Origin of the sequence: Vibrio harveyi, assembly GCF_030060435.1 — a bacterium.
GTDB classification, from domain to species: domain Bacteria; phylum Pseudomonadota; class Gammaproteobacteria; order Enterobacterales; family Vibrionaceae; genus Vibrio; species Vibrio harveyi.
In genome coordinates this window covers 2,499,370-2,524,755 of the sequence record NZ_CP125875.1, presented here as the reverse complement: position 1 = coordinate 2,524,755, position 25,386 = coordinate 2,499,370, and the positions used below count along the sequence as shown (strand labels likewise).

General features: G+C 45.6%; 23 protein-coding genes. 14 read left to right on the top strand and 9 right to left on the bottom strand.

Features of this window, described 5'->3' with window-relative positions:
- The first annotated feature begins 152 nt into the window (after positions 1–152).
- Genes QMY49_RS11995 through phoU form a run of 4 tightly spaced genes read left to right on the top strand, consistent with a single transcriptional unit; the run spans position 153 to position 5,610 of the window.
- Positions 153–2,357, top strand: coding sequence for an ABC transporter permease subunit (locus QMY49_RS11995; RefSeq protein WP_017188513.1), 2,205 nt, complete (start codon positions 153–155; stop codon positions 2,355–2,357).
- A 27-nt stretch (positions 2,358–2,384) separates the two neighbouring features.
- Positions 2,385–4,058, top strand: coding sequence for a phosphate ABC transporter permease PstA (gene pstA, locus QMY49_RS11990; protein ID WP_017188512.1), 1,674 nt, complete (start codon positions 2,385–2,387; stop codon positions 4,056–4,058).
- A gap of 2 nt (positions 4,059–4,060) precedes the next feature.
- The gene (gene pstB, locus QMY49_RS11985; protein ID WP_005424834.1) at positions 4,061–4,879 is read left to right on the top strand and encodes a phosphate ABC transporter ATP-binding protein PstB; all 819 of its coding nucleotides are present in this window, start codon (positions 4,061–4,063) and stop codon (positions 4,877–4,879) included.
- Positions 4,880–4,911: 32 nt separating this feature from the next.
- Positions 4,912–5,610 (top strand): phosphate signaling complex protein PhoU, encoded by a 699-nt coding sequence (gene phoU, locus QMY49_RS11980; RefSeq protein ID WP_005440349.1) that lies wholly within the window; start codon positions 4,912–4,914, stop codon positions 5,608–5,610.
- 3 nt (positions 5,611–5,613) lie between these two features.
- On the opposite strand, the gene QMY49_RS11975 is transcribed toward phoU, so the two are convergent.
- The 6 genes from QMY49_RS11975 to QMY49_RS11950 form a co-directional block, all read right to left on the bottom strand.
- Positions 5,614–6,093, bottom strand: coding sequence for a hypothetical protein (locus tag QMY49_RS11975; protein ID WP_009697662.1), 480 nt, complete (start codon positions 6,091–6,093; stop codon positions 5,614–5,616).
- 53 nt (positions 6,094–6,146) lie between these two features.
- Positions 6,147–6,785 carry a YadA C-terminal domain-containing protein gene (locus QMY49_RS11970; RefSeq protein ID WP_005445292.1) on the bottom strand — a complete coding sequence of 213 codons (639 nt, stop codon included), beginning with the start codon at positions 6,783–6,785 and terminating at the stop codon, positions 6,147–6,149.
- Positions 6,786–6,923: 138 nt separating this feature from the next.
- Positions 6,924–7,856, bottom strand: coding sequence for a LysR family transcriptional regulator (locus QMY49_RS11965; protein WP_005445294.1), 933 nt, complete (start codon positions 7,854–7,856; stop codon positions 6,924–6,926).
- Positions 7,857–7,865: 9 nt separating this feature from the next.
- A complete protein-coding gene (ppk2, locus tag QMY49_RS11960; RefSeq protein WP_005445296.1) occupies positions 7,866–8,642 on the bottom strand; it encodes a polyphosphate kinase 2 in 777 nt (258 codons plus the stop codon).
- A 66-nt stretch (positions 8,643–8,708) separates the two neighbouring features.
- Positions 8,709–9,452, bottom strand: a complete 744-nt coding sequence (locus QMY49_RS11955; RefSeq protein WP_283311669.1) for a copper homeostasis protein CutC — start codon at positions 9,450–9,452, stop codon at positions 8,709–8,711.
- Between the two features lie 275 nt (positions 9,453–9,727).
- Entirely contained in the window at positions 9,728–10,336 is a 609-nt protein-coding gene (locus QMY49_RS11950; protein ID WP_005445301.1) for a peroxiredoxin C, read from the bottom strand.
- 200 nt (positions 10,337–10,536) lie between these two features.
- Here QMY49_RS11950 and QMY49_RS11945 point away from each other — a divergent pair, with 200 nt between their 5' ends.
- From QMY49_RS11945 to aceA, 3 genes are all read left to right on the top strand, one after another.
- Positions 10,537–11,442, top strand: a complete 906-nt coding sequence (locus QMY49_RS11945) for a hydrogen peroxide-inducible genes activator (protein WP_005440336.1) — start codon at positions 10,537–10,539, stop codon at positions 11,440–11,442.
- A 606-nt stretch (positions 11,443–12,048) separates the two neighbouring features.
- Positions 12,049–13,677 (top strand): malate synthase A, encoded by a 1,629-nt coding sequence (gene aceB / locus QMY49_RS11940; protein WP_005424786.1) that lies wholly within the window; start codon positions 12,049–12,051, stop codon positions 13,675–13,677.
- 148 nt (positions 13,678–13,825) lie between these two features.
- Positions 13,826–15,139 carry an isocitrate lyase gene (aceA, locus tag QMY49_RS11935; protein ID WP_005440333.1) on the top strand — a complete coding sequence of 438 codons (1,314 nt, stop codon included), beginning with the start codon at positions 13,826–13,828 and terminating at the stop codon, positions 15,137–15,139.
- Between the two features lie 101 nt (positions 15,140–15,240).
- Here the strand turns inward: aceA and QMY49_RS11930 are convergent, their stop codons facing one another.
- The gene (locus QMY49_RS11930) at positions 15,241–15,687 is read right to left on the bottom strand and encodes a CBS domain-containing protein (RefSeq protein WP_009697664.1); all 447 of its coding nucleotides are present in this window, start codon (positions 15,685–15,687) and stop codon (positions 15,241–15,243) included.
- A gap of 234 nt (positions 15,688–15,921) precedes the next feature.
- Positions 15,922–16,143 carry a hypothetical protein gene (locus QMY49_RS11925; RefSeq protein ID WP_005445303.1) on the bottom strand — a complete coding sequence of 74 codons (222 nt, stop codon included), beginning with the start codon at positions 16,141–16,143 and terminating at the stop codon, positions 15,922–15,924.
- Positions 16,144–16,403: 260 nt separating this feature from the next.
- Between QMY49_RS11925 and QMY49_RS11920 the strand changes: the two genes are divergently transcribed.
- The 7 genes from QMY49_RS11920 (at position 16,404) to QMY49_RS11890 (ending at position 24,370) form a co-directional block, all read left to right on the top strand.
- A complete protein-coding gene (locus QMY49_RS11920) occupies positions 16,404–17,573 on the top strand; it encodes a trypsin-like serine protease (RefSeq protein ID WP_005445304.1) in 1,170 nt (389 codons plus the stop codon).
- A 235-nt stretch (positions 17,574–17,808) separates the two neighbouring features.
- A complete protein-coding gene (gene queA / locus QMY49_RS11915; RefSeq protein WP_283311663.1) occupies positions 17,809–18,861 on the top strand; it encodes a tRNA preQ1(34) S-adenosylmethionine ribosyltransferase-isomerase QueA in 1,053 nt (350 codons plus the stop codon).
- Between the two features lie 207 nt (positions 18,862–19,068).
- Complete coding sequence (gene tgt, locus QMY49_RS11910; protein WP_009697666.1) at positions 19,069–20,205, top strand: tRNA guanosine(34) transglycosylase Tgt; 1,137 nt, start codon at positions 19,069–19,071, stop codon at positions 20,203–20,205.
- 177 nt (positions 20,206–20,382) lie between these two features.
- Positions 20,383–20,712: a preprotein translocase subunit YajC gene (yajC, locus tag QMY49_RS11905; RefSeq protein ID WP_005424903.1), complete on the top strand. Its 330-nt coding sequence runs from the start codon at positions 20,383–20,385 to the stop codon at positions 20,710–20,712.
- A gap of 21 nt (positions 20,713–20,733) precedes the next feature.
- Entirely contained in the window at positions 20,734–22,590 is a 1,857-nt protein-coding gene (gene secD / locus QMY49_RS11900) for a protein translocase subunit SecD (RefSeq protein WP_005447728.1), read from the top strand.
- A gap of 14 nt (positions 22,591–22,604) precedes the next feature.
- Positions 22,605–23,552 (top strand): protein translocase subunit SecF, encoded by a 948-nt coding sequence (gene secF, locus QMY49_RS11895; protein WP_005447727.1) that lies wholly within the window; start codon positions 22,605–22,607, stop codon positions 23,550–23,552.
- 479 nt (positions 23,553–24,031) lie between these two features.
- A complete protein-coding gene (locus tag QMY49_RS11890; protein WP_033008539.1) occupies positions 24,032–24,370 on the top strand; it encodes a hypothetical protein in 339 nt (112 codons plus the stop codon).
- 71 nt (positions 24,371–24,441) lie between these two features.
- Here the strand turns inward: QMY49_RS11890 and suhB are convergent, their stop codons facing one another.
- The gene (gene suhB, locus QMY49_RS11885; protein WP_005447724.1) at positions 24,442–25,245 is read right to left on the bottom strand and encodes an inositol-1-monophosphatase; all 804 of its coding nucleotides are present in this window, start codon (positions 25,243–25,245) and stop codon (positions 24,442–24,444) included.
- Between the last annotated feature and the right edge of the window lie 141 nt (positions 25,246–25,386).

The following is a 25,386-nucleotide window of genomic DNA, read 5'->3' as shown; positions in this document are numbered from 1 at the left end:
GCCTGAACATTATGAGGTTTACGTTACAGATTTATTTCATAACACGGTCTGCATAAGAGTTGTATTCTTTTCAGTTGTTTAATGTGATCTGTAATATAATTGTCATCTTAACGACATATTCTAGTACTAAGTCAAAAAGGGTAGAGAGATCAATGGCACAAGCCGAGTTTTCATTGCAGGAAAAAGATAAAAAACGATTGATCAAAGATCGTTTGGTTCGATTTGCAGTGACATCCGGTGGTGTAGGCGTTCTTGCTGCTCTTGTGTTGATCTTCGTTTACCTTGCAATGGTGATCATTCCTCTGTTTTCTGATGCAGAGATCGAAACCAATTACGCCGCTCGTGCTACCCAAAGCGGGAAGCCACTCGCAATTTCCGTTGATGATTACTCTCAAATCGGTCTGGTGTTAACACAATCCGGTGAAGTGCGTTTTCTTCCTCTCGATGATTCCAGCAAACCAGCGCTGTACACTCAGCAGATAGCCAACAACCCAGTGGCATTTTCTCAGTCTGCGCCGGGATTAGGTTGGTATGGTTTGGTTGATGACCAAGGCAAAGCGCACATCTTCAAACCGGAATTTAACGCAACACTGCGCGAAAACACTCGCCCACCAGAAGTAGTGCCGTTTCGCACTTCAATGGACATGCAACTGACAGATGCATCCGATCCAGTTAAGAAGTTTGTTTTTAGTACCTCCACGCAAGCTCCAACCCTTGTTTGGCAAACACAAAGCGGCGTAATAAAAGCGCGTTGGCAAGTTCCTCAACTATTAGATGCATCACCTGTTACCCATGATTACACCTTCTCTTCAGGTTTTGATGCGCCAGACCAAATGTTGCTGACGCCAGATGGCAATAACCTTTACTTGCGCAATGGTTCAGAGCTGATTGTCTTGGTGAAAGGTGACAATAAGTTCTCAGTGCGTGAAGTGATCGATCTGACTCAGGGTGATAAAAAGCACTCTGTGAGAACGATGGATTTGTTGGCTGGGGCGTATTCTCTGCTTGTTACGCATAACGATGGTCGTGTATCGCAATGGTTTGATACGTTGCAGGGCGACCAGCGAACTTTGACTCACATTCGTGACTTTAAGTTGGCGTCTGAGCTGAAGTATTTACTTCCCGATTCACACCGCAAAGGTTTCTACAGCTTTTACACCAACGGTACGTTGCAAAGCCACTACACCACCAGTGAGAAGTTGGTGTTGTTTAAACGTGCCTACAAACAAGCGCCAGTGATGGCAGGAATGTCGAATAACGAGCGCTACTTGATCACATGGCAAAACGACGAATTGAATGTCGCGTTTGTTGATAACCCGTACCCAGAAGTCTCTCTGTCCTCCTTATGGCAAAAGGTTTGGTATGAAGGTTACCCAGAGCCCGAATTTGTGTGGCAATCTACCTCAGCCAGTGATGACTTCGAGGCGAAATTCAGCTTAGTGCCAATTGCGTTTGGTACCATCAAGGCGGCAATGTTTGCAATGTTGTTCTCGGTACCACTGGCTGTGCTGGGCGCAATTTATACCGCTTACTTTATGTCACCACGTATGCGCCGTGTGGTGAAGCCATCCATCGAGTTAATGGAAGCTTTGCCTACGGTTATTATTGGTTTCCTTGCCGGGCTCTGGTTCGCGCCGATTGTGGAAGACCATCTGATTACCGTTGTGGTGATGCTGTTCGTTCTGCCTCTAAGCACTATGGTGATGGGCGGTCTATGGGCACTGATCCCACAGCCGATACGTAACCGCCTTCCTAATGGGTGGCATGCCTTAGTATTGATGCCTTTGCTTCTGTTGTTGATCGGGCTGGGTGTGTGGGTGTCGCCAATGCTTGAGCAAGCCTTCTTTGGCGGTGATATGCGTTTGTTCCTGACTGACCATGGTATTGGCTTTGACCAACGTAACGCGTTGGTGGTTGGTTTGGCGATGGGATTTGCGGTTATACCAACGATTTTCACCATTGCCGAAGATGCGATTTTCTCTGTACCTAAGCACTTATCGGATGGTTCATTAGCACTCGGCGCGACGCCATGGCAAACCCTGATTTATGTGGTCCTGCTGACAGCCAGTCCGGGTATCTTCTCGGCAATCATGATGGGGCTTGGTCGTGCTGTGGGTGAAACCATGATTGTATTAATGGCGACAGGTAATACGCCATTAATGGATTGGAACGTGCTAGAAGGCTTGCGTAGCTTGTCGGCGACCATTGCGGTTGAATTGCCAGAGTCGGAAGTAGGCAGTTCGCACTATCGATTGTTGTTCCTATCGGCATTAATTTTGTTTGTCTTCACCTTTGCGGTGAACGCCTTGGCGGAATGGGTTCGTCAAAGACTAAGAGATAAATATCGTGCGTTGTAATCAGTTAACGAAAGAGCGAGTAATAGCGTGTTAAATTGGATTCGTTCTGGCGCACCTTGGATTTGGTTAACCGGGGGAGCGGTAAGCATCAGTCTGCTTTCTGTCCTCGGTTTATTGCTATTGATTGGCTGGAAGGGGCTTACTTACTTCTGGCCTGCGCCACTTTATCAATGGAATGTTGCTGCGCTGACTCCGGTGCAGGGCGAAGTGCTGCATGAAAATTCGATTCTGGTTGGTCAGGTTTACGAGCGCAGCTTTGTGCCAAGAAGTTACCTACCAGAAGAAGCGGCGAATAAACTCGCGGATGACGAAGAGTTTGCGACGCGCCTAAACATCAAAATTGCCAACCGTGAATTGTACCCAGCGGACTTTATTTCTGTGTTGAGAATGCAGTTGGATGATCCAACTACGCCGGGCGAATGGGCAGTGATTGAACGCAGCAGCGGTGGCTACTTCTTCGGTAAGTTTGTGGCCTTCCAAGATGGTAACACGCGTTACGAAAATGACATTCAAAAGCTTTTGGATCAAAAGCTCGATGATGCCGAAACCTTGCATCACGAAATCGACATGCTGGTGGATGACCAAGTAAAAGACTTGGGATGGCAGTTAGAGCAGCTTCGCTTAGATAAACGTAAGCACGAGCTTAACGACACCATCACTGAAGAGTTTTTAGCAAACAACAGCAAGCGTAAGGCAGAAATTGAAGCAGAGTTAGCCAAGCTAGACATGCAACTTGACGGGCTGCGCTTGGGCTTCTCTGATTATGCGCTGATTGTCGAAGACATGACTGGGACTCAAGTTTCGATTCCATTAGAAGACATTTTGGACTACTGGTATCCAAACCAAATGTCACTGCCTGAAAAGGTTACCCATTGGGGAAAACAGGTTTGGAAGTTCTTATCCGAAGACCCTCGCGAATCGAACTCTGAAGGTGGGGTTTTCCCAGCGATTTTCGGTACGGTTTTCTTGGTTATCATCATGTCGATCATCGTGATGCCATTAGGTGTGGTTGCGGCGATTTATTTGCATGAATATGCCAAGAATAATGCCCTAACTCGGGTGATCCGTATTGCGGTGATTAACCTTGCAGGTGTTCCTTCTATCGTTTACGGCGTATTTGGTTTGGGCTTTTTTGTCTACACCATTGGTGCCTCAATCGATAACCTGTTTTATGCCGAGCGATTACCCGCTCCAACCTTTGGTACGCCGGGCTTGTTGTGGTCTGCATTGACGCTAGCGGTCTTGACTCTACCAGTGGTGATTGTTACCACGGAAGAAGGTTTAACCCGTATTCCGAGTTCAGTTCGTCATGGTTCGTTAGCCTTGGGTGCAACGCAGTTCGAAACGCTTTGGCGTGTGGTTTTGCCTATGGCAACCCCTGCGATAATCACTGGTTTGATTCTTGCGATTGCTCGCGCTGCGGGTGAGGTAGCACCATTGATGCTGGTGGGGGTCGTGAAGTTAGCTTCTAGCTTACCGGTAGATGGGCAATTCCCTTACGTGCATTTGGATAGAAAGTTTATGCACCTAGGCTTCCACATTTACGATGTTGGATTCCAGACCTCGAATATCGAAGCTGCGCGTCCGTTGGTTTACGCGACTTCCTTCTTACTCGTGACGGTTATTGTCGGACTAAACTTAACAGCAATCAGTATTCGTAATAATCTGCGAGAGAAATACCGAACTTTAGGACAAGATTAAGCATGTTTAACTTTGATAATACATTAGGTTATGAGCCGCCATTGGATGTGCACAACCTGACGGATGAACAAACGGCTATCTCGATCGAGAACCTTAATCTTTTCTATGGTCAGGCTCAGGCGTTGCATGATATCTCCATGCGCATCCCAAAAGGACGCGTAACCGCATTCATCGGACCGTCCGGTTGTGGTAAATCTACATTGCTGCGCTGTATCAACCGCATGAACGATTTAGTCGAAGGTTGTAAGGTGACGGGGAAAGTACGCTTGCACGGTAAGAATGTGTACAACCCAAGTGTGGATGTTGCCACGCTGCGCCGCCGAGTAGGCATGGTATTCCAGCGCCCAAACCCATTCCCTAAGTCAATTTACGAAAACGTGGTTTACGGTCTTCGTCTACAAGGGGTGAAGAACAGTCGCATGCTAGACGATGCGGTCGAGCGTTCACTACGTTCTGCGGCATTGTGGGATGAAGTAAAAGATCGTCTACATGAAAATGCATTTGGACTTTCTGGCGGTCAGCAACAACGTTTAGTGATTGCTCGCGCCGTCGCGATTGAGCCAGAAGTACTATTATTGGATGAACCAACATCGGCTTTGGATCCAATCTCAACTTTAACTATTGAAGAGCTTATCAACGAGCTCAAGACTCAATATACTGTGGTTATCGTTACCCATAACATGCAACAAGCAGCGCGCGTCAGTGACCACACTGCATTCATTCATATGGGTAAGCTGATTGAATACTCGGATGCGGATTCGATCTTCACTTCTCCAATGAAGAAACAAACCGAAGATTATATCACCGGTCGTTACGGTTAAGCCGCGACCTTTCAAGGATTAAAAGGAAAGCCATGCACTTTGGACGTCACATCTCAGGACAATTTAACGTAGAGCTAGAATCGATTCGTACCCATGTACTTACCATGGGTGGCTTGGTAGAACAGCAGTTGTCGTATGCTATTCAAGCCTTGCACAAGGAAGACATCGAACTGGCGCGTAAAGTTGTGCGTGATGATCACAAAGTTAATGCGATGGAAGTGTCGATTGATGACGCTTGTACTCGCATCATTGCTAAGCGTCAGCCTACAGCAAAAGACTTACGCTTGATCATGGCTATCATTAAGACCATCACAGATCTTGAGCGCATTGGTGATGTTGCAACACGTATTGCCTATGTGGCGATTGAAAGCCCATCATCGAAAGAGCGCCAATTCCAAGTCTCGTTAGAGCCTTTATGTCGTCAAGCAATCCAAATGTTACACCAAGTGCTTGATGCGTTTGCTCGTATGGATGTCGAAGCCGCAGCAGAAGTACACAAGCTTGATGATAAGTTGGATGCGGAATACGAAGCGGTGATTCGTCAGTTGATGACTTACATGATGGAAGACCCGAAAAACATTCCACATATTCTGCAAGTGATGTGGTCGGCGCGAGCCATTGAACGCGTGGGTGACCGTTGCCAAAATATCTGTGAATACATTATCTACTTCGTGAAAGGAAAAGATGTACGCCATCTAGGTGATCAAAGCATCGATGACGTACTGAAGTAAGTCTTAAAGGCGCAAACCAAAGCCTAGAGAAAAGTTAATGGCAGTGTCTGTGTAGGTGTGTGTTTTATCGTTCATGAAAACGTCTAAATCCGCACCTGCTCGAACTGATAATATTGGGTTAACTTGATATACGTAAGCGCCACCAATACTCAATCCGTTCGCATCTCTTCGTTCATTGCGATACGTTCCATCGTACTGCGCTAATCCTAAGCTCGCTTGAAATCCCATCTGTGGTTGATGACCAAATAAGTGTTGAAAGCCAATACGGTAGGCGTCAATGGTTTCATCATAATTACCGCTCTTATAAGTAATCTGAGAGTAATCAAAATACAGCGCATCAAAGCCCGCAATATCGGTCGCCCCCAATTGGATACCTGCCCCTCGAAATGAGCCAATCTTAACTTCTGGAGAGACATAAATACCTGAAGCTTGGACACTAATAGGAGCGAGAATAAGGGCAGCGAGAAAGAATTTGCGTTTCATAGAGTTACCTAAATAAAAGCCTTCCTTGGCTATGAACTTATTGAGTGCAGTTTTTACTTAAAGCTAATTTGAACACCAACGCCGCCAGCAACGTCAGATGAAGAATATTTGCCTGATGATTCATAGTGGAATGTGCCCGACAGGCTTACTTGATCACTTAGACCGTACGCACCACCAATCGCTACTGCTTCTTTACTACCAGAAAAACCCACACCGGCACCGATTGCCAGTTCACCATTGGTTGCATAAGGGCGAGCGTTGGTGACTGCGTGTAGACTTGCGCGAATACCGTCCATTTGTTCTGCTTGTTGGTTTAAGCGGTAGTCGTATTCTGCGGCTAAGCCTTCTAAGTGGTTCAGGCGGTCATCCGTCGGGTTATTTTCAATAGGGTTTGATGGCAGTTGCGGTGTTGGACGCTCTGGGACTTCAGGAATACCGTTGTCTGGTTCAGGAAGCGTTGGGTGCTCTGGTGCTGCTTCGATTGGTGGTGTTGGTGATTGATCTGGATGTGGACGATCTGGCACTCCAGGAACACCGTTATCAACTTCTGGTAGAACAGGTTGCTCTGGCACACCTTGAATTGGGTTGGTTGGAATGCCTGGGTGTGGACGATCCGGGATAACAGCTGCAATTGAGCTGAAAGAAGCAAGAAGGGTGCAAGCAGCGGTCAGCTTTACAATTTTTTTAGTCATGTCTGAACTCTCAATAAGTAAACGAGGGACAGCATCCTTACTGTAAGCAATCGCTTTTTGTCATTTCCCTTAAAAGCAGGGCTATCTTATTGAGAAGTATGGTTTATGACTAAATGGCTATCGTTATCTCAGTGATAATTAAATCTTATCACCCTGTGATTTTAGACCTTGTTGAATAAGCTCTGTTAACCATTTTACTAGTGGGTTATTCCGGTTTCTCACATGCATGTGAGCGTGAATAGACTTCATTTGTGGTTGACCATCAATCGTGACATCAACGGCTCTTAATCCCGGAAATTGCTCTACCGGAAGTAAATTGGAGTGAGGTAAATACATGTCGGTGTGTTTGACGACATCAAGTATTGCAGAGACCATTTCTGAGCGAAAGCCAATGCTGTGTTCAATGCCCATTTCGGTAAGAAGCTCAGATGCGTAACTGAACTTGTCGTTCCAACCTGGGGAAATCAAAGAAGCAATTGGGTATCCGCCAAGATCATGTGGCTCAACATGAGTCTTGGTGATTGGGTGATCTTCACGGACAAAAATACGCCCTTTCAAATCCAGTAGCTTCGGCGTGTAGATCTCTTTATTGGTTAGAAGTAACTCGTAATTTACTCCCATCAGTGTTTCACCTTTCAAGATCTCATCAACCGTGCTGTTCGACCAACCAACTAATTCAAGTTGAGCATTAGGGGCTAACGCTCTCATTTGTTCGAAGAGGAAACCGGGCAAGCAAGTCATTGTGATTGGTGCCAGTGCAATTCGAATTTTGTTGTCCACTTCGGCAGGATCAAACTGATGAGAGCGATTAACTGCGGCAGCTAAACCATCGAGATGGGGGGTAATATCATTGGCAAGAGATTCGGCGAACGGTGTCGGTTCAAGACCAGTTTTGACCTTCACAAACAGCTCATCATCGAAGTGATTACGTAGCTTTTGTAATGCCTGACTGATCGCTGGCTGAGAGACAAACAAGCGCTGTGATGCTTTACGCATGTTTCGCTCTTGCATCAAAACCATAAAGGTCTTGAGCAGATTCAGGTCAAGGGTGTGAAACAGGTCTTTCGCCATGATACATCTCTAATATTTATCAGGAACGAAGGTTTGATCGTCGATAGGCGCACGGACATAACCTTCTTTATTCAACTCTGGCAATTCGATAACTGGATGCTCAAGTTCTTCGTATTCGACTTGACTAAGCAGATGGCTGATACAGTTCAATCGAGCTTTCTTTTTATCATCAGAAGGGACTACCCACCAAGGACAGTTTTTCGTATCTGTGTAGGCAAACATCTTATCTTTTGCCTCTGAATATTCTGCCCAGCGATTGCGTGATTCCAAATCCATTGGGCTGAACTTCCAGCGTTTAATTGGGGTGTTGATGCGTTCTAGAAAGCGCTTTTCTTGCTCTTCATCGGAGACCGAAAACCAGTACTTAATTAAGATGATGCCAGAGCGCTGAAGCATGCGTTCAAACTCCGGGCAAGAACGGAGAAACTCTTCATATTGATCTGGGGTACAAAAGCCCATGACTTTCTCTACGCCGGCACGGTTGTACCAACTGCGGTCAAACAGTACGATTTCTCCAGCAGCAGGCAGGTGTGCCACATAACGCTGGAAGTACCATTGTGTTTTTTCTTTCTCTGTTGGGGCGGGAAGGGCTGCGATACGGCAGACACGAGGGTTGAGTTTTTCAGTGATGCGTTTGATGGTGCCACCTTTGCCAGCGGCGTCACGTCCTTCAAAAAGTACCACGACTTTAAGCCCTTTGTGTTTGACCCACTCTTGGAGCTTAACCAACTCAATTTGCAGTTGTTCTAGTGCTTCTTCGTATTCCTTTTTCTTCAGTTTCGCCATGTTTCCTCCCGTCCTTAGTTATCAATATGTTAGCACTCAATAACCAAAGACGGGATTTGAAAGCTCTTAATTGAGAGCTGTTACCATGTTCGCGATAGCATCGGTGTTGGTGACTGGAATCGAAAAATCATCTATATCGGCAGCGCCCATTTTGCTTTGCTCGGCAATAAAGGTCATGTGACTTGGGCGAGTTGTCTTGCCAGATAAATGCACTTCAGTGACTTTGGCTTGTTCAACGATCTGACCAACATTGTCCGCATTCACACCGGCGCCCGCCATGATCGCAATGCGTCCTTGTGCTTGTTCAACTAAGGTTTTAAGCACATCGATACCTTGCGGTGCCGAAGGCGCAAGACCGGAGGTTAAAATACGTTCACAACCTAAGCTGAACACTTCTTCTAACGCTTTTTCAGCGTCGCGACACTGGTCAAAGGCACGATGGAAGGTCACGCCTAAGCCAAGCGCTTGAGCAAATTCACACAGCGCAGTTGCGTACGGCATATGAATGTTGCCGTCTTGAGTGAGCACGCCGAGTACGACACCATTCAAGCCTGCTTGTTTAGCTGCTTCAATATCCCAACGCATCATTTCGATTTCTTCCTCACTGTAGAAGAAGTCGCCTTGGCGAGGGCGAATCATCGCGTAAACCGGAATAGTAGAGCGTTTAGCGGCTTGCTGCATAAAGCCATAGCTTGGGGTTAAGCCACCCAAAGCAAGTGAAGAGCAGAGTTCGATGCGGGTTGCACCACCGGCAATCGCGTTGTGGAGAGATTCAATGTTATCAATACAGACTTCAAGTTGAGTGTTCACTAGGTTGTCCTGAATTATTGTAATTACAGCAAATACTAGCAGGACGAAAGGGGAGAATCTGTACTGAGACGGAGGGAAATAGAGGTAAACTTTTTGCGTGATGCTTGCCTCTTTTGCTTTTCAAAAATGCAGATAAAAAGAAAGCCCAGAGTGAACTCTGGGCTTTTTTATGACTTTACTTAGACTGATTGGCGTTTGCGGTTTTTCCGCTATAGCTTTTTGCTTTATATATACATCCAACCAACACGCCCGTTGAGCTTGGGCTATGTAGTCTATTACTTGCTTAGGTCGTCTGCGTGCTCAGATAGGAACGCTGCAACACCTTTTGGAGATGCGTCCATACCTGCTTTACCTTCTTCCCATTGTGCAGGACATACTTCGCCGTGCTTCTGGTGGAAGTTTAGTGCATCAACCATGCGTAGCATTTCGTCGATGTTACGACCTAGTGGTAGATCGTTAACTACTTGGTGACGTACAAGACCTTCTTCGTCGATTAGGAAAGAACCACGGAAAGCAACGCCTGCTTCTGGGTGCTCTACATCGTACGCTTTACAGATTTCGTGTTTAACGTCAGCAACTAGAGGGTATTTAACTTGACCGATACCGCCATCTTCGATAGCAGTGTTACGCCATGCGTTGTGAGAGAACTGAGAATCGATAGAAACACCGATTACTTCAACACCTTTAGCTTGGAAATCAGCTAGACGGTTGTCGAATGCGATTAGCTCAGATGGGCAAACGAAAGTGAAATCTAGTGGGTAGAAGAATACTACTGCTTTCTTACCTTTAGTGAATTCTGCAAAGTTGAAGTTTTCAACGATTTCGCCGTTACCTAGAACAGCTGCTGCAGTAAAGTCAGGGGCTTGACGACCTACTAGTACCATTTTTTTGCTCCTAAAAAATTTGGTTTGATCCAAACCTACATTCAGTTATTTAGGTTTGGTCCTTGTTTGTGCGAGACAAACTATAGTACAGATTGTAGTATTGAAAAAAGCGAAATAAATAGATTGAGTTCATCGAAAAAAGCGATAATAACGAAACTATTATCTCGATCACTGGAACAGCAATAGATACAAATAGAATTATGAATAAATGGCCTAGCTTGAAGCAGTTACACTATTTGGTCACTCTGCATGAAACTCGACATTTTAGTGATGCTGCTGAGCGTTGTTTTGTCAGTCAATCTACCTTAAGTAAAGGCATCCAAAACCTTGAAGAGTTGATTGGTTGCCCGCTTTATGAAAAGAAAGATAAAAAAAGCCCATTAGTTTTCACCCAAGCTGGTGAGATGGTGGTGCAACATGGTCGAGAACTGCTCGCTAAAGGGCAAGATCTTGTTGAACTGGGGCGTCTATGCCAAGGCGATGATATGGAAGGGCAGCTTAAAGTAGGCTGTATTCCGACCATTGCTCCGTTCTTATTGTGCGACCTTGTTCAGGAGGTGAACTACCGCTTCCCTCAATTAAACCTTCTATTAAGAGAAGACACGACGACTAACTTACTGCAAGCACTTCGCCACGGTGAGTTGGACGTGTTGATTCTGGCTCTGCCTGTAGAGATAGAAGGAATGGAAAGCCGAGTAGTGGGACAAGACCCGTTCCGCATGGTGATCAGTGCCAATCAAGCGGATTCCGTTCCTGTGCCGATCCGTTATGCAGACTTGCCAGATGAATCCGTCTTCTTATTAGAGAAAGAGCACTGTCTTACAGAGCACGCGGTTTCAGCATGTAAGTTGACGGACAAAGAGAAGATCAACCCATTCACCGCAACCAGTCTTCATACATTGGTGCAAATGGTAGCGAATGGTCTGGGCACCACGTTTATTCCGCAAATGGCGATTGATCATGGTTTGCTACATAACCAGAACTTAGTGGTGATCGACCCTCCTGGTCAGCAAGCGTATCGCGATATTGGTTTGGTTTGGCGTCCGAGTTCGTCAAGATCAAACACTTTCAATCAATTGGCAGAAGTCGTCTCTGAACTGCTTTAGCTATTAGTATTAGCCTGCTACTCCCGATCTAATATCAAAAAGCGCACTAGAAATAGTGCGCTTTTTAGCATTTTATTCTGTGCGTGAACTTTGACTTGTAAAATTTTACAGATGAACTTTCATGAAGCTTTCATAAAATAGTGAAATTTCACAATGTTAATTTTACACAACTGCCTGTGTAACGCGTTTAAGTCGTGTTTAATTTCCTCTTCCTAGCCCTTGTGAATACAAGGATTTTTCTCCTGCCTTACTATTCATACACTTGTTTGAATTCAAAAATAACCTGTAAAATTGATGTAATTTAATTACGTAATAACTTACAAATTGAACTCAAAAATCAAACACTTGTTTGATACCGAATAAAACTTTGAATTTAACGTTTTGTTTACTTGAGGGGTTTCGCTTAAACCTTTGTTGGGTTAGCTTAATTAAAGGCTTGTAAGACTTATGTCTAGATTGAAAAAGCAATTTAGGTTGCGCAAGGTATAGACACAACGAAGCGAAGTGAACACCAAATCGAAGGATGTAATTTGTTGTTCATAACTTACAAATGTAGCTTTAGGCTGACTGCCCAAGATGGATAAAGCACGTTAAGGATGAATGATTATGCTTGCTCAGACAGAACAAAAAACACAACAACTAAAGCAAACCCAAGGCATGCTTGAGGTGAATGGAGTCGTTGCTCCTGAACATCAAGCAATCTTCCCTGTTGAAGCCCAAACCTTTTTATCTCTACTGTGTGAAAAATTTGCCGGACGTGTTGAGCAGTTGCTGGAAGCACGAGAAGAGAAGCAAGCACGTATCGACGCAGGTGAACTGCCAGACTTTCTACCAGAGACACAAGACATTCGTGAAGGAAGCTGGAAGATCCTTGGAATCCCGCAAGATCTGCAAGATCGCCGAGTGGAAATCACTGGACCAACCGATCGCAAGATGGTGATTAACGCACTGAATGCGAATGTAAAAGTGTTCATGGCTGATTTCGAAGACTCGATGTCCCCTGCGTGGAGTAAAGTTCTGGATGGTCAAATTAACCTGCGTGACGCTGTTAATGGCACTATCAGCTACACCAACCCTGGCAATGGTAAACACTATCAGCTGGCAGAAGACCCAGCGGTGTTGATCTGCCGTGTTCGCGGACTGCATCTAAAAGAAAAACACGTAACGTGGCACGGTCAGATCATTCCAGGTGCGCTATTCGATTTCGCTCTGTACTTCTACAACAACTACAAAGCGCTACTGAAAAAGGGAAGTGGTCCTTACTTTTACATTCCAAAACTGCAATCGCATCATGAAGCGAAGTGGTGGAGCGAAGTGTTCCATTTCACCGAAGAGTATTTCGGTTTGGATACTGGCACCATCAAAGCGACAGTGCTGATTGAAACCTTACCAGCCGTATTCGAAATGGATGAGATTCTGTTCTCTCTGAAAGAGCACATCGTTGGTTTGAACTGCGGTCGCTGGGATTACATCTTTAGCTACATCAAAACACTGAAAAACCACCCAGATCGCGTACTTCCGGATCGCCAAGTGGTGACCATGGATAAGCCATTCCTCAACGCTTACTCAAGATTGTTGGTGCGCACTTGTCATAAACGTGGCGCATTTGCGATGGGCGGCATGGCAGCCTTTATTCCGGCTAAAGACCCACAAGAAAACCAAAAAGTGCTGGATAAGATCCACAACGATAAATCACTAGAAGCCAACAACGGTCATGACGGCACTTGGGTTGCTCACCCGGGGTTGGCAGACACCGCAATGGAAGTGTTCAGTGCCACACTGGGGCAGCGCACTAACCAATTGGATGTGAGCCGCTCAGAAGACGCGCCAATCACCGCCGCAGAGTTACTTGAACCGTGCGAGGGTGAACGTTCAGAAGAGGGCATGCGCCATAACATCCGCGTTGCGCTGCAATACATCGAAGCTTGGATCTCTGGCAACGGTTGTGTGCCGATTTACGGACTGATGGAAGACGCAGCAACGGCAGAAATCTCACGCGCCTCTATCTGGCAATGGATTCAACACGGCAAGTCGCTCGATAACGGATTGAAGGTCACTAAAGAGCTGTTCGAACTCTACCTGAAAGAAGAGATTGAAGTCGTGAAGCAAGAAATTGGCGAGCAGCGTTACCAAGCAGGTCGATTTGAAGAAGCGGCAGACTTGATGGCAAGGCTCACCACGAGTGATGAACTGACCAACTTTTTAACCATTCCAGGTTACGACTACTTGGATTAACCCAAAGATTTAGAACACTCAATTTATTTAACTAATACATGTTTATTTAACCAATACGTGAAGGATTCGAGGCAGATAAGGATGTACTGCCTGAGAACGGAAAACTCAACGCACATGCACAAGTGCACATTATAAGAGGGATAGACCAATGACTAACTTAACTCGCCGCCAACAAATTGAAGCTCTGGAAAAAGATTGGGCAACCAACCCACGCTGGAAAAACGTAAAGCGTACTTATACAGCAGAAGAAGTAGTAGAACTGCGTGGTTCTATGGTGCCTGCGAACACAATCGCACAACGTGGTGCTGACAAACTTTGGTCACTGGTCAACGGTAGCTCAAAGAAAGGCTACGTAAACTGCCTTGGTGCACTGACAGGTGGTCAAGCTGTACAGCAAGCAAAAGCGGGTATTGAAGCGATTTACCTGTCAGGTTGGCAGGTAGCGGCGGACAACAACACCGCTTCGACGATGTACCCAGACCAATCTCTGTACCCAGTAGATTCTGTACCGTCGGTAGTAAAACGCATCAATAACTCATTCCGTCGTGCAGACCAAATTCAGTGGTCTGCAGGTAAGTCACCAGAAGACGAAGGCGGTATTGATTACTTCCTACCAATCGTAGCGGATGCTGAAGCAGGCTTTGGTGGTGTATTGAACGCTTACGAGCTAATGAAATCGATGATCGACGCAGGTGCGGCAGGTGTTCACTTTGAGGACCAACTGGCATCCGTGAAGAAGTGTGGTCACATGGGCGGTAAAGTACTGGTTCCAACTCAAGAAGCAGTGCAAAAACTGGTAGCAGCTCGTCTTGCTGCGGACGTTGCTGGCACGACAACGCTGGTAATCGCACGTACCGATGCAAACGCAGCAGACCTACTAACGTCTGATTGTGACCCATACGATAAAGACTTCATCGAAGGCGAGCGTACTCAAGAAGGTTTCTACCGTGTACGTGCAGGTATCGACCAAGCTATCTCGCGTGGTCTGGCTTATGCGCCATATGCGGATCTTATTTGGTGTGAGACAGCAACGCCATGTCTAGAAGAAGCACGCAAGTTTGCAGAAGCGATTCATGCAGAGTACCCAGACCAACTGTTGGCATACAACTGTTCGCCTTCATTCAACTGGGAGAAGAACCTAGACGCAGAAACTATTGCTAAGTTCCAACAAGAGCTGGCTAACATGGGCTACAAGTACCAGTTCATTACGTTAGCAGGTATCCACAACATGTGGTTCAACATGTTCGAATTGGCACACGCTTATGCTCAAGGCGAAGGTATGCGTCATTATGTTGAGAAGGTTCAACGTCCTGAGTTTGAAGCGGCAGAAAAAGGTTACACGTTCGTAGCGCACCAACAAGAAGTTGGTACGGGCTACTTCGATAGAATGACCAATACAATCCAAGGTGGTAACTCATCAGTGACAGCACTGACAGGTTCTACTGAAGAAGACCAATTTTAATCATCATAGAGTCGACTATTACTACGTTAGTAATGACATCTTTGAGCGGCGATTGAGCCGCTCTTTTTTTGTCTACGATTCGAGAAAAACGTAGTGGCGTATTAATCCGCTTCGATTTCTTCCGGCTCGGTTTCTTCTTGCAGCTCTAACAAGTTAATTGCAATAGTCACAAAGTCTGTATCAGTGATGATGCCGACCAAGTGACCTTTATTGACCACTGGCAAACAGCCGACTTTATGCTTTTGCATATAGATTGCGCTTTCCTTTAAACCTGCCCTTGGTTCGGCAGTCATGATGTTGGTGTGCATCATTTGGTAAAGCGGAGTATCGAGGGTAAAAGATTGTTCTGCCTCATCTGGGTGCAAGCAGGATTCTTGTGCGGCAAGAATATCGCGTTGAGTCACCAAGCCTTTTAAGTGTTTATTGGCATCAACAACCGGAATATGTCGAATATCAAGCGCGTCCATCATACTTTTTGCGTCACGTAATGTGTGCTCACGCAGCAAGGTATGAGGGTTGCGAGTCATCATGTCTTCAACCTTGATCATAGAGACCTCCAGCGGCATTGTCCTTCTCTTAAATATAGAGAATATTTTGCTGTATATCTGGGAGCTAACTCGTTTTTCACTAATAAAATAATACGATTAGATGGAGATCAATCAGAGGTGAAAATGGACTGGTGTTTTCCATAAATCCAGCTACTCATTTAGGGCGATGTTAGGATGTAAGCGCTATCATAAATAACCAAAGCTAAGGCGTTGAAACCTTAGCTTTGGTTACTCTTAACGTTGCTTGAAATGCACACAGATAAGACCATACGCTTTCGCATCGACACAGCGACCAATGTAGTGTTTACCAGGTACGTTCACAGCGCAGTGGCGAGGGACTTGTTTTAAGGCACAAGCTTGTTGCTGAGCTCGAAACAAATCTGTTCTCTCATCGCCAAAACTGCTGACAGAAAACAACAATATTGAAGCACTTAAAGTGGCTAGAAAGATCTTCATACTTACCTCAATTTATCATCAAAGAGCGTATCGCTCACTCTCAATATAGTCGCCCTTATCCCTATTGATAAGTTTGTTTTTAATTGGTAATTGCAGGGTGGAAACTCAATGCGAGTCAGTTTGCACTTTTGACTGATAAGGTGTGTAGACCGCAGTTAATCCAATGAATTGAATCGCACATTTTTACTTGCTTGATTTTCCAAGATAAGCCTGTGGAAGAAGATACGCTCAGGCTTACCAGATTGAAGATAACAACCTAAATGAAACGAACAACGTGTAACAAACTCATTGCGCTGACAGTAGCGGCATTCAGCATGCAATCTGCTCAGGCAATTGTGCTAGGAGATGAGCAAACCGACCCGGTAGATCGCGTGACTTTACGAGCAAGTAACATGGCAGAGTTCCCGTTGTGTGGCGGCACTATGCTGACTGAACGATGGGTGTTGACTGCGGCACACTGTGTGGTGATGGGGCAGGGAACCAACGAAGCGAGCTACTATGTGACTCCGCCGGGAGAACTGTCGGTGAATGCCAACGTTTATGAACTTAACTCTGCTGGGCTGGATAACTTCTATCCTGTGTCTCACGTTGTGGTTCACCCCGACTACACGCGGATTTCAAAGGCTGAGATTGACAGCAATGGCAATGTGAAACCTATCCAAACGGGTTTAGACTCAGACATCGCGTTATTGTATCTCACACGCCCAGTAGCAAATGCACGCTTTGCTGACTTAGCGAATAAAACTGATATGGAGAATATCGAAGCGCGTCTGGCAGCGGATTGGAACGATAACGACCTGACCAATCAACGTGTCGAAAACGTGCAAGTATTTGGGTGGGGAACCACTCAGCCGGATGCATCTGAACCTTCCAATACGCTCAAAACTACCATCAGTACATTTTTACCTATCGATAAATGTTATGAGCGTTTAGAAATTGGCAGCAGTTTTCCGGGGATCATTGATTCCAGAGAGAACCAAACCAAAATCTGTACACTACCAACGAAAAACCGAGTGTTAGAACCGGATAGCCATACTCAGTATGGCAACTCCGCGTGTAAAGGTGATAGTGGTGGTCCGCTGGTGGATGTGGCGACGGGCAAACAGATTGGAATTGTTAGTGGTGCGCCTCTTATTCTGCCTACGTGTGGCTCTTTGACGATCCCAAGCTTCTACACCAAAGTGAGCCAATATTACGATTGGGTGCAGTCTTACATCACCGCCGGTGGCCCACCGAGCAGTTACATCATTGAGCCGAATTTCATCAAAGAAGCGAATAGTGGAAGTGGTGGTGGGGAAGAGGAGTGCCACGATGGCATTGCGACCAACAATTGTGATTTCAGAGGTTCTGAGGACGACGGTGGTAGCCTAGGCGCTTGGCTATTCGGCTTATTGGTTCCACTGGTGTGGGCGCGCCGACGCAAAAGTTAAACGATCAACGACTGATAAACATTTTAAAAAGCAGCGAACTTCGCTGCTTTTTTTATGAGCGTCTGTTTTGCGTCTTTCACGTTTTATTACACTCTTGGTGAAAGCTTTTACAGTCAATCTAGGGGGATTTGCTTGCTATTGCAGCATGTAAACATATACTAGTCTGCTGCGAAAAACTCGTCGCAATTTTATCGTCGTCTTTGACGTGATTTGACCAATAGATAAGACAAGTAACATGCAAGTATCAGATTTCCATTTCGACCTTCCAGATGAACTCATCGCTCGCTACCCTCAACCAGAGCGTACCGCTAGCCGACTGCTGCAAATGGACGGCAATACTGGTGAACTTATTGATGGCACGTTTACCGATGTGCTGGAGCAGGTTCAAGCCGGTGACCTAGTGGTTTTCAACAATACTCGCGTTATTCCTGCGCGTTTGTTTGGTCGTAAAGAATCAGGCGGTAAGCTAGAAGTGTTAGTGGAGCGCATGCTCGACGAGAAAAGCATTCTGGCACACGTTCGTTGTTCGAAATCGCCAAAACCAGGTACAACGATCTTTGTTGGTGAAAACGATGAATACTCAGCACAAATGGTCGCTCGTCATGATGCACTGTTTGAACTGAAATTTAATTCTGATAACACGGTACTAGAGATTCTGGAAGAAATTGGTCACATGCCACTTCCTCCATACATCGACCGTCCAGATGAAGACGCGGATAAAGAGCGTTACCAAACGGTTTATAACCAAAAGCCTGGTGCGGTTGCTGCGCCAACGGCGGGTCTTCACTTTGATGATGTTCTGCTTGAAAAAATCAAAGCGAAAGGCGCTGAGCTAGCATACGTTACTTTGCATGTGGGAGCGGGTACGTTCCAGCCAGTTAAAGTGGATGACATTAATGATCACCACATGCACGCAGAATACGTTGAAGTACCACAAGACGTAGTGGATGCGATTAACGCAACTAAGGCGCGCGGTGGTCGCATCATCGCTGTAGGTACAACGTCTGTTCGCTCACTAGAAAGTGCAGCGCAAGACGCGCTTAAGAAAGGCACAGAACTGGTTCCATTCTTTGGCGATACTGAAATCTTTATCTACCCTGGTTACGAGTACCAGATGGTGGATTGCTTGATCACCAACTTCCACTTACCTGAATCAACCCTGATCATGTTGGTAAGTGCGTTTGCAGGTTACGAGAACACCATGAATGCTTACAAGCACGCGGTGGAAAACAAATACCGTTTCTTCTCGTACGGTGATTCAATGTTTATTAAAAAGAAGACTGCATAATGTTTTGACCCTTTTCTAGCCCTCCTCTCAAAAAAGGGGGAGGCTAGGAGGGGGAGAAAGTTAACGATTTACGAGTGCTAGCAGTAAGCTAGGAAATAAAGTGGAATCTCTGCTTTGTCTCTCGCACGGAAAAGCGACCGCTCCTTAAAATAGGGTTTACCACCCTGGATACATAGTCAGACTGTTTCTCTGACACCCGGAGGCATCGTGAAATTAAAATTCGATCTTAAGAAGAAAAACGGCAATGCACGTCGTGGTCAATTGACTTTCGAACGTGGCACTGTTCAAACTCCTGCGTTCATGCCAGTAGGTACTTACGGTACCGTTAAAGGCATGACACCAGAAGAAGTGAAAGGTACTGGTGCAGAAATCCTGCTAGGTAACACTTTCCACCTATGGCTACGTCCTGGTCAAGAAGTGATGAAAATGCACGGTGACCTGCACGATTTCATGAACTGGCACGGTCCTATTCTTACCGATTCAGGCGGTTTCCAAGTATTCAGTCTAGGAAAAATGCGTAAGATCACTGAGAAAGGTGTTCACTTCCGTAGCCCTGTAAACGGTGACAAGATTTTCATGGACGCGGAAAAGTCGATGGAAATCCAAAAAGACCTAGGTTCTGACATCGTAATGATCTTCGACGAGTGTACACCATACCCGGCGACACACAACGAAGCGAAAAAATCGATGGAAATGTCACTACGCTGGGCACAACGCTCACGTGATCACTTCAACAAACTAGAAAACCCGAACAACCTATTTGGTATCGTTCAAGGTGGTGTTTACGAAGATCTACGTGATGTGTCTATCAAAGGTCTGACAGAAATCGGCTTTGATGGTTACGCAGTTGGTGGTCTTGCAGTAGGCGAACCGAAAGAAGACATGCACCGTATTCTTGAGCACACATGTCCACAACTTCCAGAAGATAAGCCTCGTTACCTAATGGGTGTAGGTAAACCGGAAGATTTGGTTGAAGGTGTTCGTCGTGGTATCGACATGTTTGACTGTGTAATGCCAACGCGTAACGCGCGTAATGGTCACCTATTTGTGACTGGTGGTGTGATCAAGATCCGTAATGCGAAACATAAAACGGATACAACTCCGCTAGATCCGCATTGCGACTGTTACACTTGTCAGCACTACAGCAAATCGTACCTTCACCACCTAGAGCGTTGTAACGAAATCCTAGGTGCTCGTCTGAACACTATCCACAACCTACGCTACTACCAGCGTCTGATGGAAAGCATTCGTAAGGCGATTGATGAAGATCGTTTCGATGAGTTTGTTACTGAATTCTATGAGCGTCGTGGTCGTGAAGTGCCACCGCTTGCAAAAGAGCAGTAATTGACAGATTAAAAGAATTAAAGCCTTTGGCATGTTGCCAGAGGCTTTTGCTAATAAAGTAGGCTAACGTACGTTATTTTTGAGAAGGTGATCTCTATTACTTAATCTCAAACTTGAATCTAAATTACGAAAGCCCAACTTGTTGGATTATCAATAAAATATAATGAGGATGTTTTAATGTTTATTTCTCAAGCTCACGCAGCAGCAGAAGGCGCACCAGCAGGCGGCGGTTTTGAAATGCTAATCATGCTAGGCATGTTCGCGGTGATCTTCTACTTCATGATCTACCGTCCGCAATCTAAGCGTGTTAAAGAACACAAGAACCTAATGTCTTCTATGGGCAAAGGTGATGAAGTTCTAACAAGCGGCGGTCTAGTGGGTAAAATCACTAAGATTGCTGAAGACAACGATTTCATTTCAATTGAGCTAAACGCAAACAATGAAGTTGTAATCAAGAAAGACTTCGTAACTGCAGTGCTACCAAAAGGTACGCTGAAGTCTCTATAAAACAGCTAAAGGATCCTCGCTGTGCTAAACCGTTATCCATTATGGAAGTACTTGATGGTATTTTTTGCCATCATCACCGCTGCGTTGTACGCACTTCCAAATATCTACGGTGAAGATCCGGCTATTCAAGTTACAGGGGCGCGTGGCGCCTCTGTAGATATGTCAACGCTGGATGCTGTCACCAAAGCTCTTGATAAAGAGCATCTCTCTCATAAATCCATTGCTCTCGAGAATGGATCAATCCTTGTTCGTTTCAATGACACTGACACTCAAATCAGTGCCCGCGATATCATCAGCGAAGCGCTTGGCAAAGATAAAATTGTTGCACTAAACCTTGCTCCATCTACGCCAGATTGGCTAGAAGCAATCGGTGCGTCGCCACTTAAGCTAGGTCTTGACCTGCGCGGTGGTGTTCACTTCCTAATGGAAGTTGACATGGACGCGGCGATGGAGAAGTTGGTTGGTCAACAAGAAGAAGCTTTCCGTAGCGAACTTCGTGAAGCTAAGATCCGTTACCGTGCAATCCGTCCTTCTGGTACAGAAGGTGTGGAAGTACTGCTACGTAATGAGGAGCAGCTAGCGGAAGCGAAAGCAACGCTAGAAAAGAATCACCCAGACATGAACTTTGTCGACTCTGATTCTAATGGTCGTTACGCGTTGATTGCCACCTTTACCGAGCAACGTTTACAAGAGATACGTAACTACGCAGTTGAACAAAACATCACGATTCTTCGTAACCGTGTTAACGAACTGGGTGTTGCTGAACCATTGGTTCAACGTCAAGGTGCTAGCCGCATCGTAGTTGAGCTACCAGGTGTTCAAGACACAGCTCGTGCGAAGGAAATTCTAGGTGCTACTGCAACACTAGAGTTCCGCGAAGTTGACGATAAAGCTGACCTATCAGCGGCGGCAAATGGTCGCGCGCCAGCAGGTAGCGAAATCAAGATGGACCGTGATGGTCGCCCAGTTGTGCTTAAGAAGCGCGTTATTCTTGGTGGTCAAAGCATCACGGATGCAAGTTCAAGTGTTGATGAATACGGTCGCCCACAAGTTAACATCTCGCTAGACAGCGAAGGTGGCAACAAAATGTCCGCGTTCTCTAAGAAGAACATCGGTAAGCTAATGGCTACCGTGTTTGCAGAATACAAAGACAGTGGTCGTCGTACGCCTGAAGGCAAAGTTATCCTTGATAAGCATGAAGAAGTTATCAACCAAGCAACGATTCAATCGGCTCTTGGTCGTAACTTCCGTATCACGGGTATCGACTCTGCAGCAGAAGCGCACAACCTAGCACTTCTACTTCGTGCTGGTGCACTAATCGCACCGATCTCTATCGTTGAAGAACGTACCATTGGTCCATCAATGGGTCAGCAAAACATCGATATGGGTATCCAAGCATGTATCTGGGGTATGGTTGCGGTAATGCTGTTTACGCTGCTTTACTACCGTGGTTTTGGTCTGATTGCTAACATTGCATTGATGGCAAACTTGGTTCTTATCATTGGTGTAATGTCGATGATTCCAGGCGCTACCATGACGTTGCCAGGTATTGCCGGTATCGTCTTAACCGTCGGTATGGCGGTCGATGCGAACGTGCTGATATTCGAGCGTATCCGTGAAGAGCTTCGAGATGGACGCAGTCCTCAGCAAGCGATCCACCAAGGTTACGCAAACGCATTCAGTACCATTGCCGATGCGAACATCACAACGCTTATCACTGCAATCATTCTATTTGCAGTGGGTACAGGCGCAGTGAAGGGCTTCGCGGTAACACTATCTATCGGTATCTTAACTTCAATGTTCACCGCTATTGTGGGTACACGTTGTATCGTGAACCTGATTTACGGTGGCAAACGCGTTGATAAACTGTCGATCTAAGGCTGGGAATTAATATGTTTCAAATTCTAAAAGCAGAAAACACGATCGGCTTTATGCGTTGGTCGAAAGTCGCGTTCGTATTTTCCATCTTTATGATCGCTGCCTCTATCTTCACGCTATCAACCAAATGGTTGAACTGGGGTCTAGACTTTACTGGTGGTACGCTAATCGAGGTAGGTTTTGAACAACCTGCAAACCTTGAAGAAATTCGTGCAGCACTAGATTCAAAAGGCTTCGGCGATGCGACAGTTCAAAACTTCGGTAGTGCTCGTGAAGTGATGGTTCGTCTTCGTCCACGTGACGACGTTTCAGGTGAAACGCTAGGCAACCAAATCATTGGTGCGATCAAAGAAGGTACTGGCGAAAGCGTAGAAATGCGTCGTATTGAATTCGTAGGTCCAAACGTTGGTGATGAGCTAACAGAAGCGGGTGGTCTGGCGATCCTTGTATCGCTAATCTGTATCCTGATCTACGTATCAATGCGATTTGAATGGCGTCTAGCGGCTGGTGCGGTAATGGCACTGGCACACGATATCATCATCACGCTGGGTGTATTCTCATTCCTACAAATCGAAGTTGACCTTACCATCGTAGCGGCGCTACTAACGGTAGTCGGTTACTCGCTCAATGATACCATTGTTGTATTCGACCGGATTCGTGAAAACTTCCGTAAGATGCGTAAGGGTGAACCTTCGGACATCATGGACGCTTCAATTACTCAAACATTGAGCCGTACTTTGATTACGTCTGGTACGACGTTGTTCGTGGTAATTGCACTGTTCATGCAAGGTGGTGCGATGATTCACGGCTTTGCAACAGCGCTATTACTAGGTATCACTGTTGGTACTTACTCTTCTATCTACGTAGCATCAGCGCTAGCGCTAAAACTGGGCATCCAGAAAGAGCACTTGATGCCACCTCAAGTAGAAAAAGAAGGTGCAGAGTTCGACGAGATGCCATAAGGCAGATTGAGAACCGAAAACAAAAACCGCTGAGCAGTCAGCGGTTTTTTTATGCTTGATAGATTTGATTGTTTCACTTTTCTTTGAAGTATTTCCAGCTTGAATTGTAGTTTTTTGATTGAGTTGAATATCGGAAGTATGTTCAACAATTTCGGGGGGAAATAATGTCAAGGCAAGCTGAAATAAAAGTACAGTTACTGAAGTTTGTAGAGATTTCTTACAAACACTATAAAGGCGTTACCACCAAGCTAGTTACTGGGCAGGTAAATGTCCGAGAGCTTTTAGAGCAGTGCGAGTGGGGGCTTTGTAAGTACAGATTTAAGCCGAGTAAAATTGATCAAGCGTTCCGTGAAGCTGGGGTTTAGTTGATTATGCTAAATAGAATTCTACCTATTCCGGTTTTACTCAGTGTTTCAGGACCCTGCATAGCAAGTCCACTCCACGATACTTGCCTTGATATACGCAATAATTTATACAAGATGCAGTATATCGAGGTGGTAGAAGCTATGGCAGGACCAAACCTATCGATTGAAGAGCTAAATAGTATTAAATCTCACCCAATAAAATTTGGTCATCAATTTCCATTTTTATCATCCATTCCATCAAGTTTGGTTACGGAGCTGTCTTACTTTGAAGCATACAGTGAGGCTGGAGGCGTTGGGTGTCTTTCCGTTAACGGATTTGGAGATGTATACCAGCCAGTCACGGTTTCGTTGCAGTTTCTAATGAAGGAACAAGTATGGAAGGTTAAGCACGTAAAAATAGACCACTTACCTGACTACGATCGTTTCTATAAACAGGCAGATTGTTCGATATAAAAAAGCCCCGCTCAATGAGCGGGGCTATTCAAAAGTCATCAGCGTGACGGGCTTAGTATGACTTCAGAATCTTACTTAAGGATCGCGCTGTTGCCGTTTTCGCGAACGTGCTTAAGGATAGATTTCACGCCACGAGCACTAGAAGCAACAATGTTACCAGACTTCATGTAGTCAGTACCGCCAGCGAAGTCAGTTAGGATTGCGCCAGCTTCACGAGCGATAAGCTCACCTGCAGCCATCTGCCAAGGTTTTAGACCTAGCTCAAAGTAACCATCTACACGACCAGCTGCCACATAACATAGGTCAAGAGCAGAACAACCGCTACGACGGAAGTCAGCACACTCAGTGAATAGAGAACCTACGATCTTGATGTAAGACTCAGAGTGTTGCTTCTGTTTGAATGGGAAACCAGTCGCAAGAACAGTACCGTGTAGGTCTTTAAGTTGAGTAACACGGATACGAGCGTTGTTTAGCTGAGCGCCAGCACCGCGTTGTGCAGTGAATAGCTCGTTTTGCATTGGATCGTATACACAAGCCACTTCAGTTTTACCTTTGAAGCGAACCGCGATAGATACTGCGAAAGTTGGGTAACCTTTTACAAAGTTATTAGTGCCATCCATTGGGTCGATGATCCATTGTACGTCTTTATCTTTACCTTCGATAAGACCAGCTTCTTCAGCAACGATGCAGTGCTCTGGGTAAGAGTGCTTGATAGTATCGATGATGATAGCTTCTGCTTCTTTGTCTACATTAGTAACAAAGTCATTAGTGCCTTTTAGCGTAGATTCAATTTTATCTGTGTTTTCTAATGATTTAGCAATGTGATTGCCTGCCTTTCGCGCAGCGCGAATAGCAATGTTTAGCATTGGATGCATACGAATTTCCCAACGGATGTTAAAGAACAATTTAAAGCGGCGGCGAGTATACCAGAGTCAAACGAAAAGGGAAGTGGTTATTTTTTGTGCGCAAGCAAAACGAGTTGTGATAGCTATGTCGATAGAGAAGAAAACAATTGA

Coding starts and splice junctions, on each gene's coding strand:
- QMY49_RS11995 (WP_017188513.1), top strand. CDS start 153: ATGGCACAAGCCGAGTTTTCATTGCAGGAAAAAGATAAAAAACGATTG.
- pstB (WP_005424834.1), top strand. CDS start 4,061: ATGTTTAACTTTGATAATACATTAGGTTATGAGCCGCCATTGGATGTG.
- phoU (WP_005440349.1), top strand. CDS start 4,912: ATGCACTTTGGACGTCACATCTCAGGACAATTTAACGTAGAGCTAGAA.
- QMY49_RS11975 (WP_009697662.1), bottom strand. CDS start 6,093: ATGAAACGCAAATTCTTTCTCGCTGCCCTTATTCTCGCTCCTATTAGT.
- QMY49_RS11970 (WP_005445292.1), bottom strand. CDS start 6,785: ATGACTAAAAAAATTGTAAAGCTGACCGCTGCTTGCACCCTTCTTGCT.
- QMY49_RS11965 (WP_005445294.1), bottom strand. CDS start 7,856: ATGGCGAAAGACCTGTTTCACACCCTTGACCTGAATCTGCTCAAGACC.
- ppk2 (WP_005445296.1), bottom strand. CDS start 8,642: ATGGCGAAACTGAAGAAAAAGGAATACGAAGAAGCACTAGAACAACTG.
- QMY49_RS11950 (WP_005445301.1), bottom strand. CDS start 10,336: ATGGTACTAGTAGGTCGTCAAGCCCCTGACTTTACTGCAGCAGCTGTT.
- QMY49_RS11945 (WP_005440336.1), top strand. CDS start 10,537: ATGAATAAATGGCCTAGCTTGAAGCAGTTACACTATTTGGTCACTCTG.
- aceB (WP_005424786.1), top strand. CDS start 12,049: ATGCTTGCTCAGACAGAACAAAAAACACAACAACTAAAGCAAACCCAA.
- aceA (WP_005440333.1), top strand. CDS start 13,826: ATGACTAACTTAACTCGCCGCCAACAAATTGAAGCTCTGGAAAAAGAT.
- QMY49_RS11930 (WP_009697664.1), bottom strand. CDS start 15,687: ATGATCAAGGTTGAAGACATGATGACTCGCAACCCTCATACCTTGCTG.
- QMY49_RS11925 (WP_005445303.1), bottom strand. CDS start 16,143: ATGAAGATCTTTCTAGCCACTTTAAGTGCTTCAATATTGTTGTTTTCT.
- QMY49_RS11920 (WP_005445304.1), top strand. CDS start 16,404: ATGAAACGAACAACGTGTAACAAACTCATTGCGCTGACAGTAGCGGCA.
- queA (WP_283311663.1), top strand. CDS start 17,809: ATGCAAGTATCAGATTTCCATTTCGACCTTCCAGATGAACTCATCGCT.
- yajC (WP_005424903.1), top strand. CDS start 20,383: ATGTTTATTTCTCAAGCTCACGCAGCAGCAGAAGGCGCACCAGCAGGC.
- secF (WP_005447727.1), top strand. CDS start 22,605: ATGTTTCAAATTCTAAAAGCAGAAAACACGATCGGCTTTATGCGTTGG.
- QMY49_RS11890 (WP_033008539.1), top strand. CDS start 24,032: ATGCAGTATATCGAGGTGGTAGAAGCTATGGCAGGACCAAACCTATCG.
- suhB (WP_005447724.1), bottom strand. CDS start 25,245: ATGCATCCAATGCTAAACATTGCTATTCGCGCTGCGCGAAAGGCAGGC.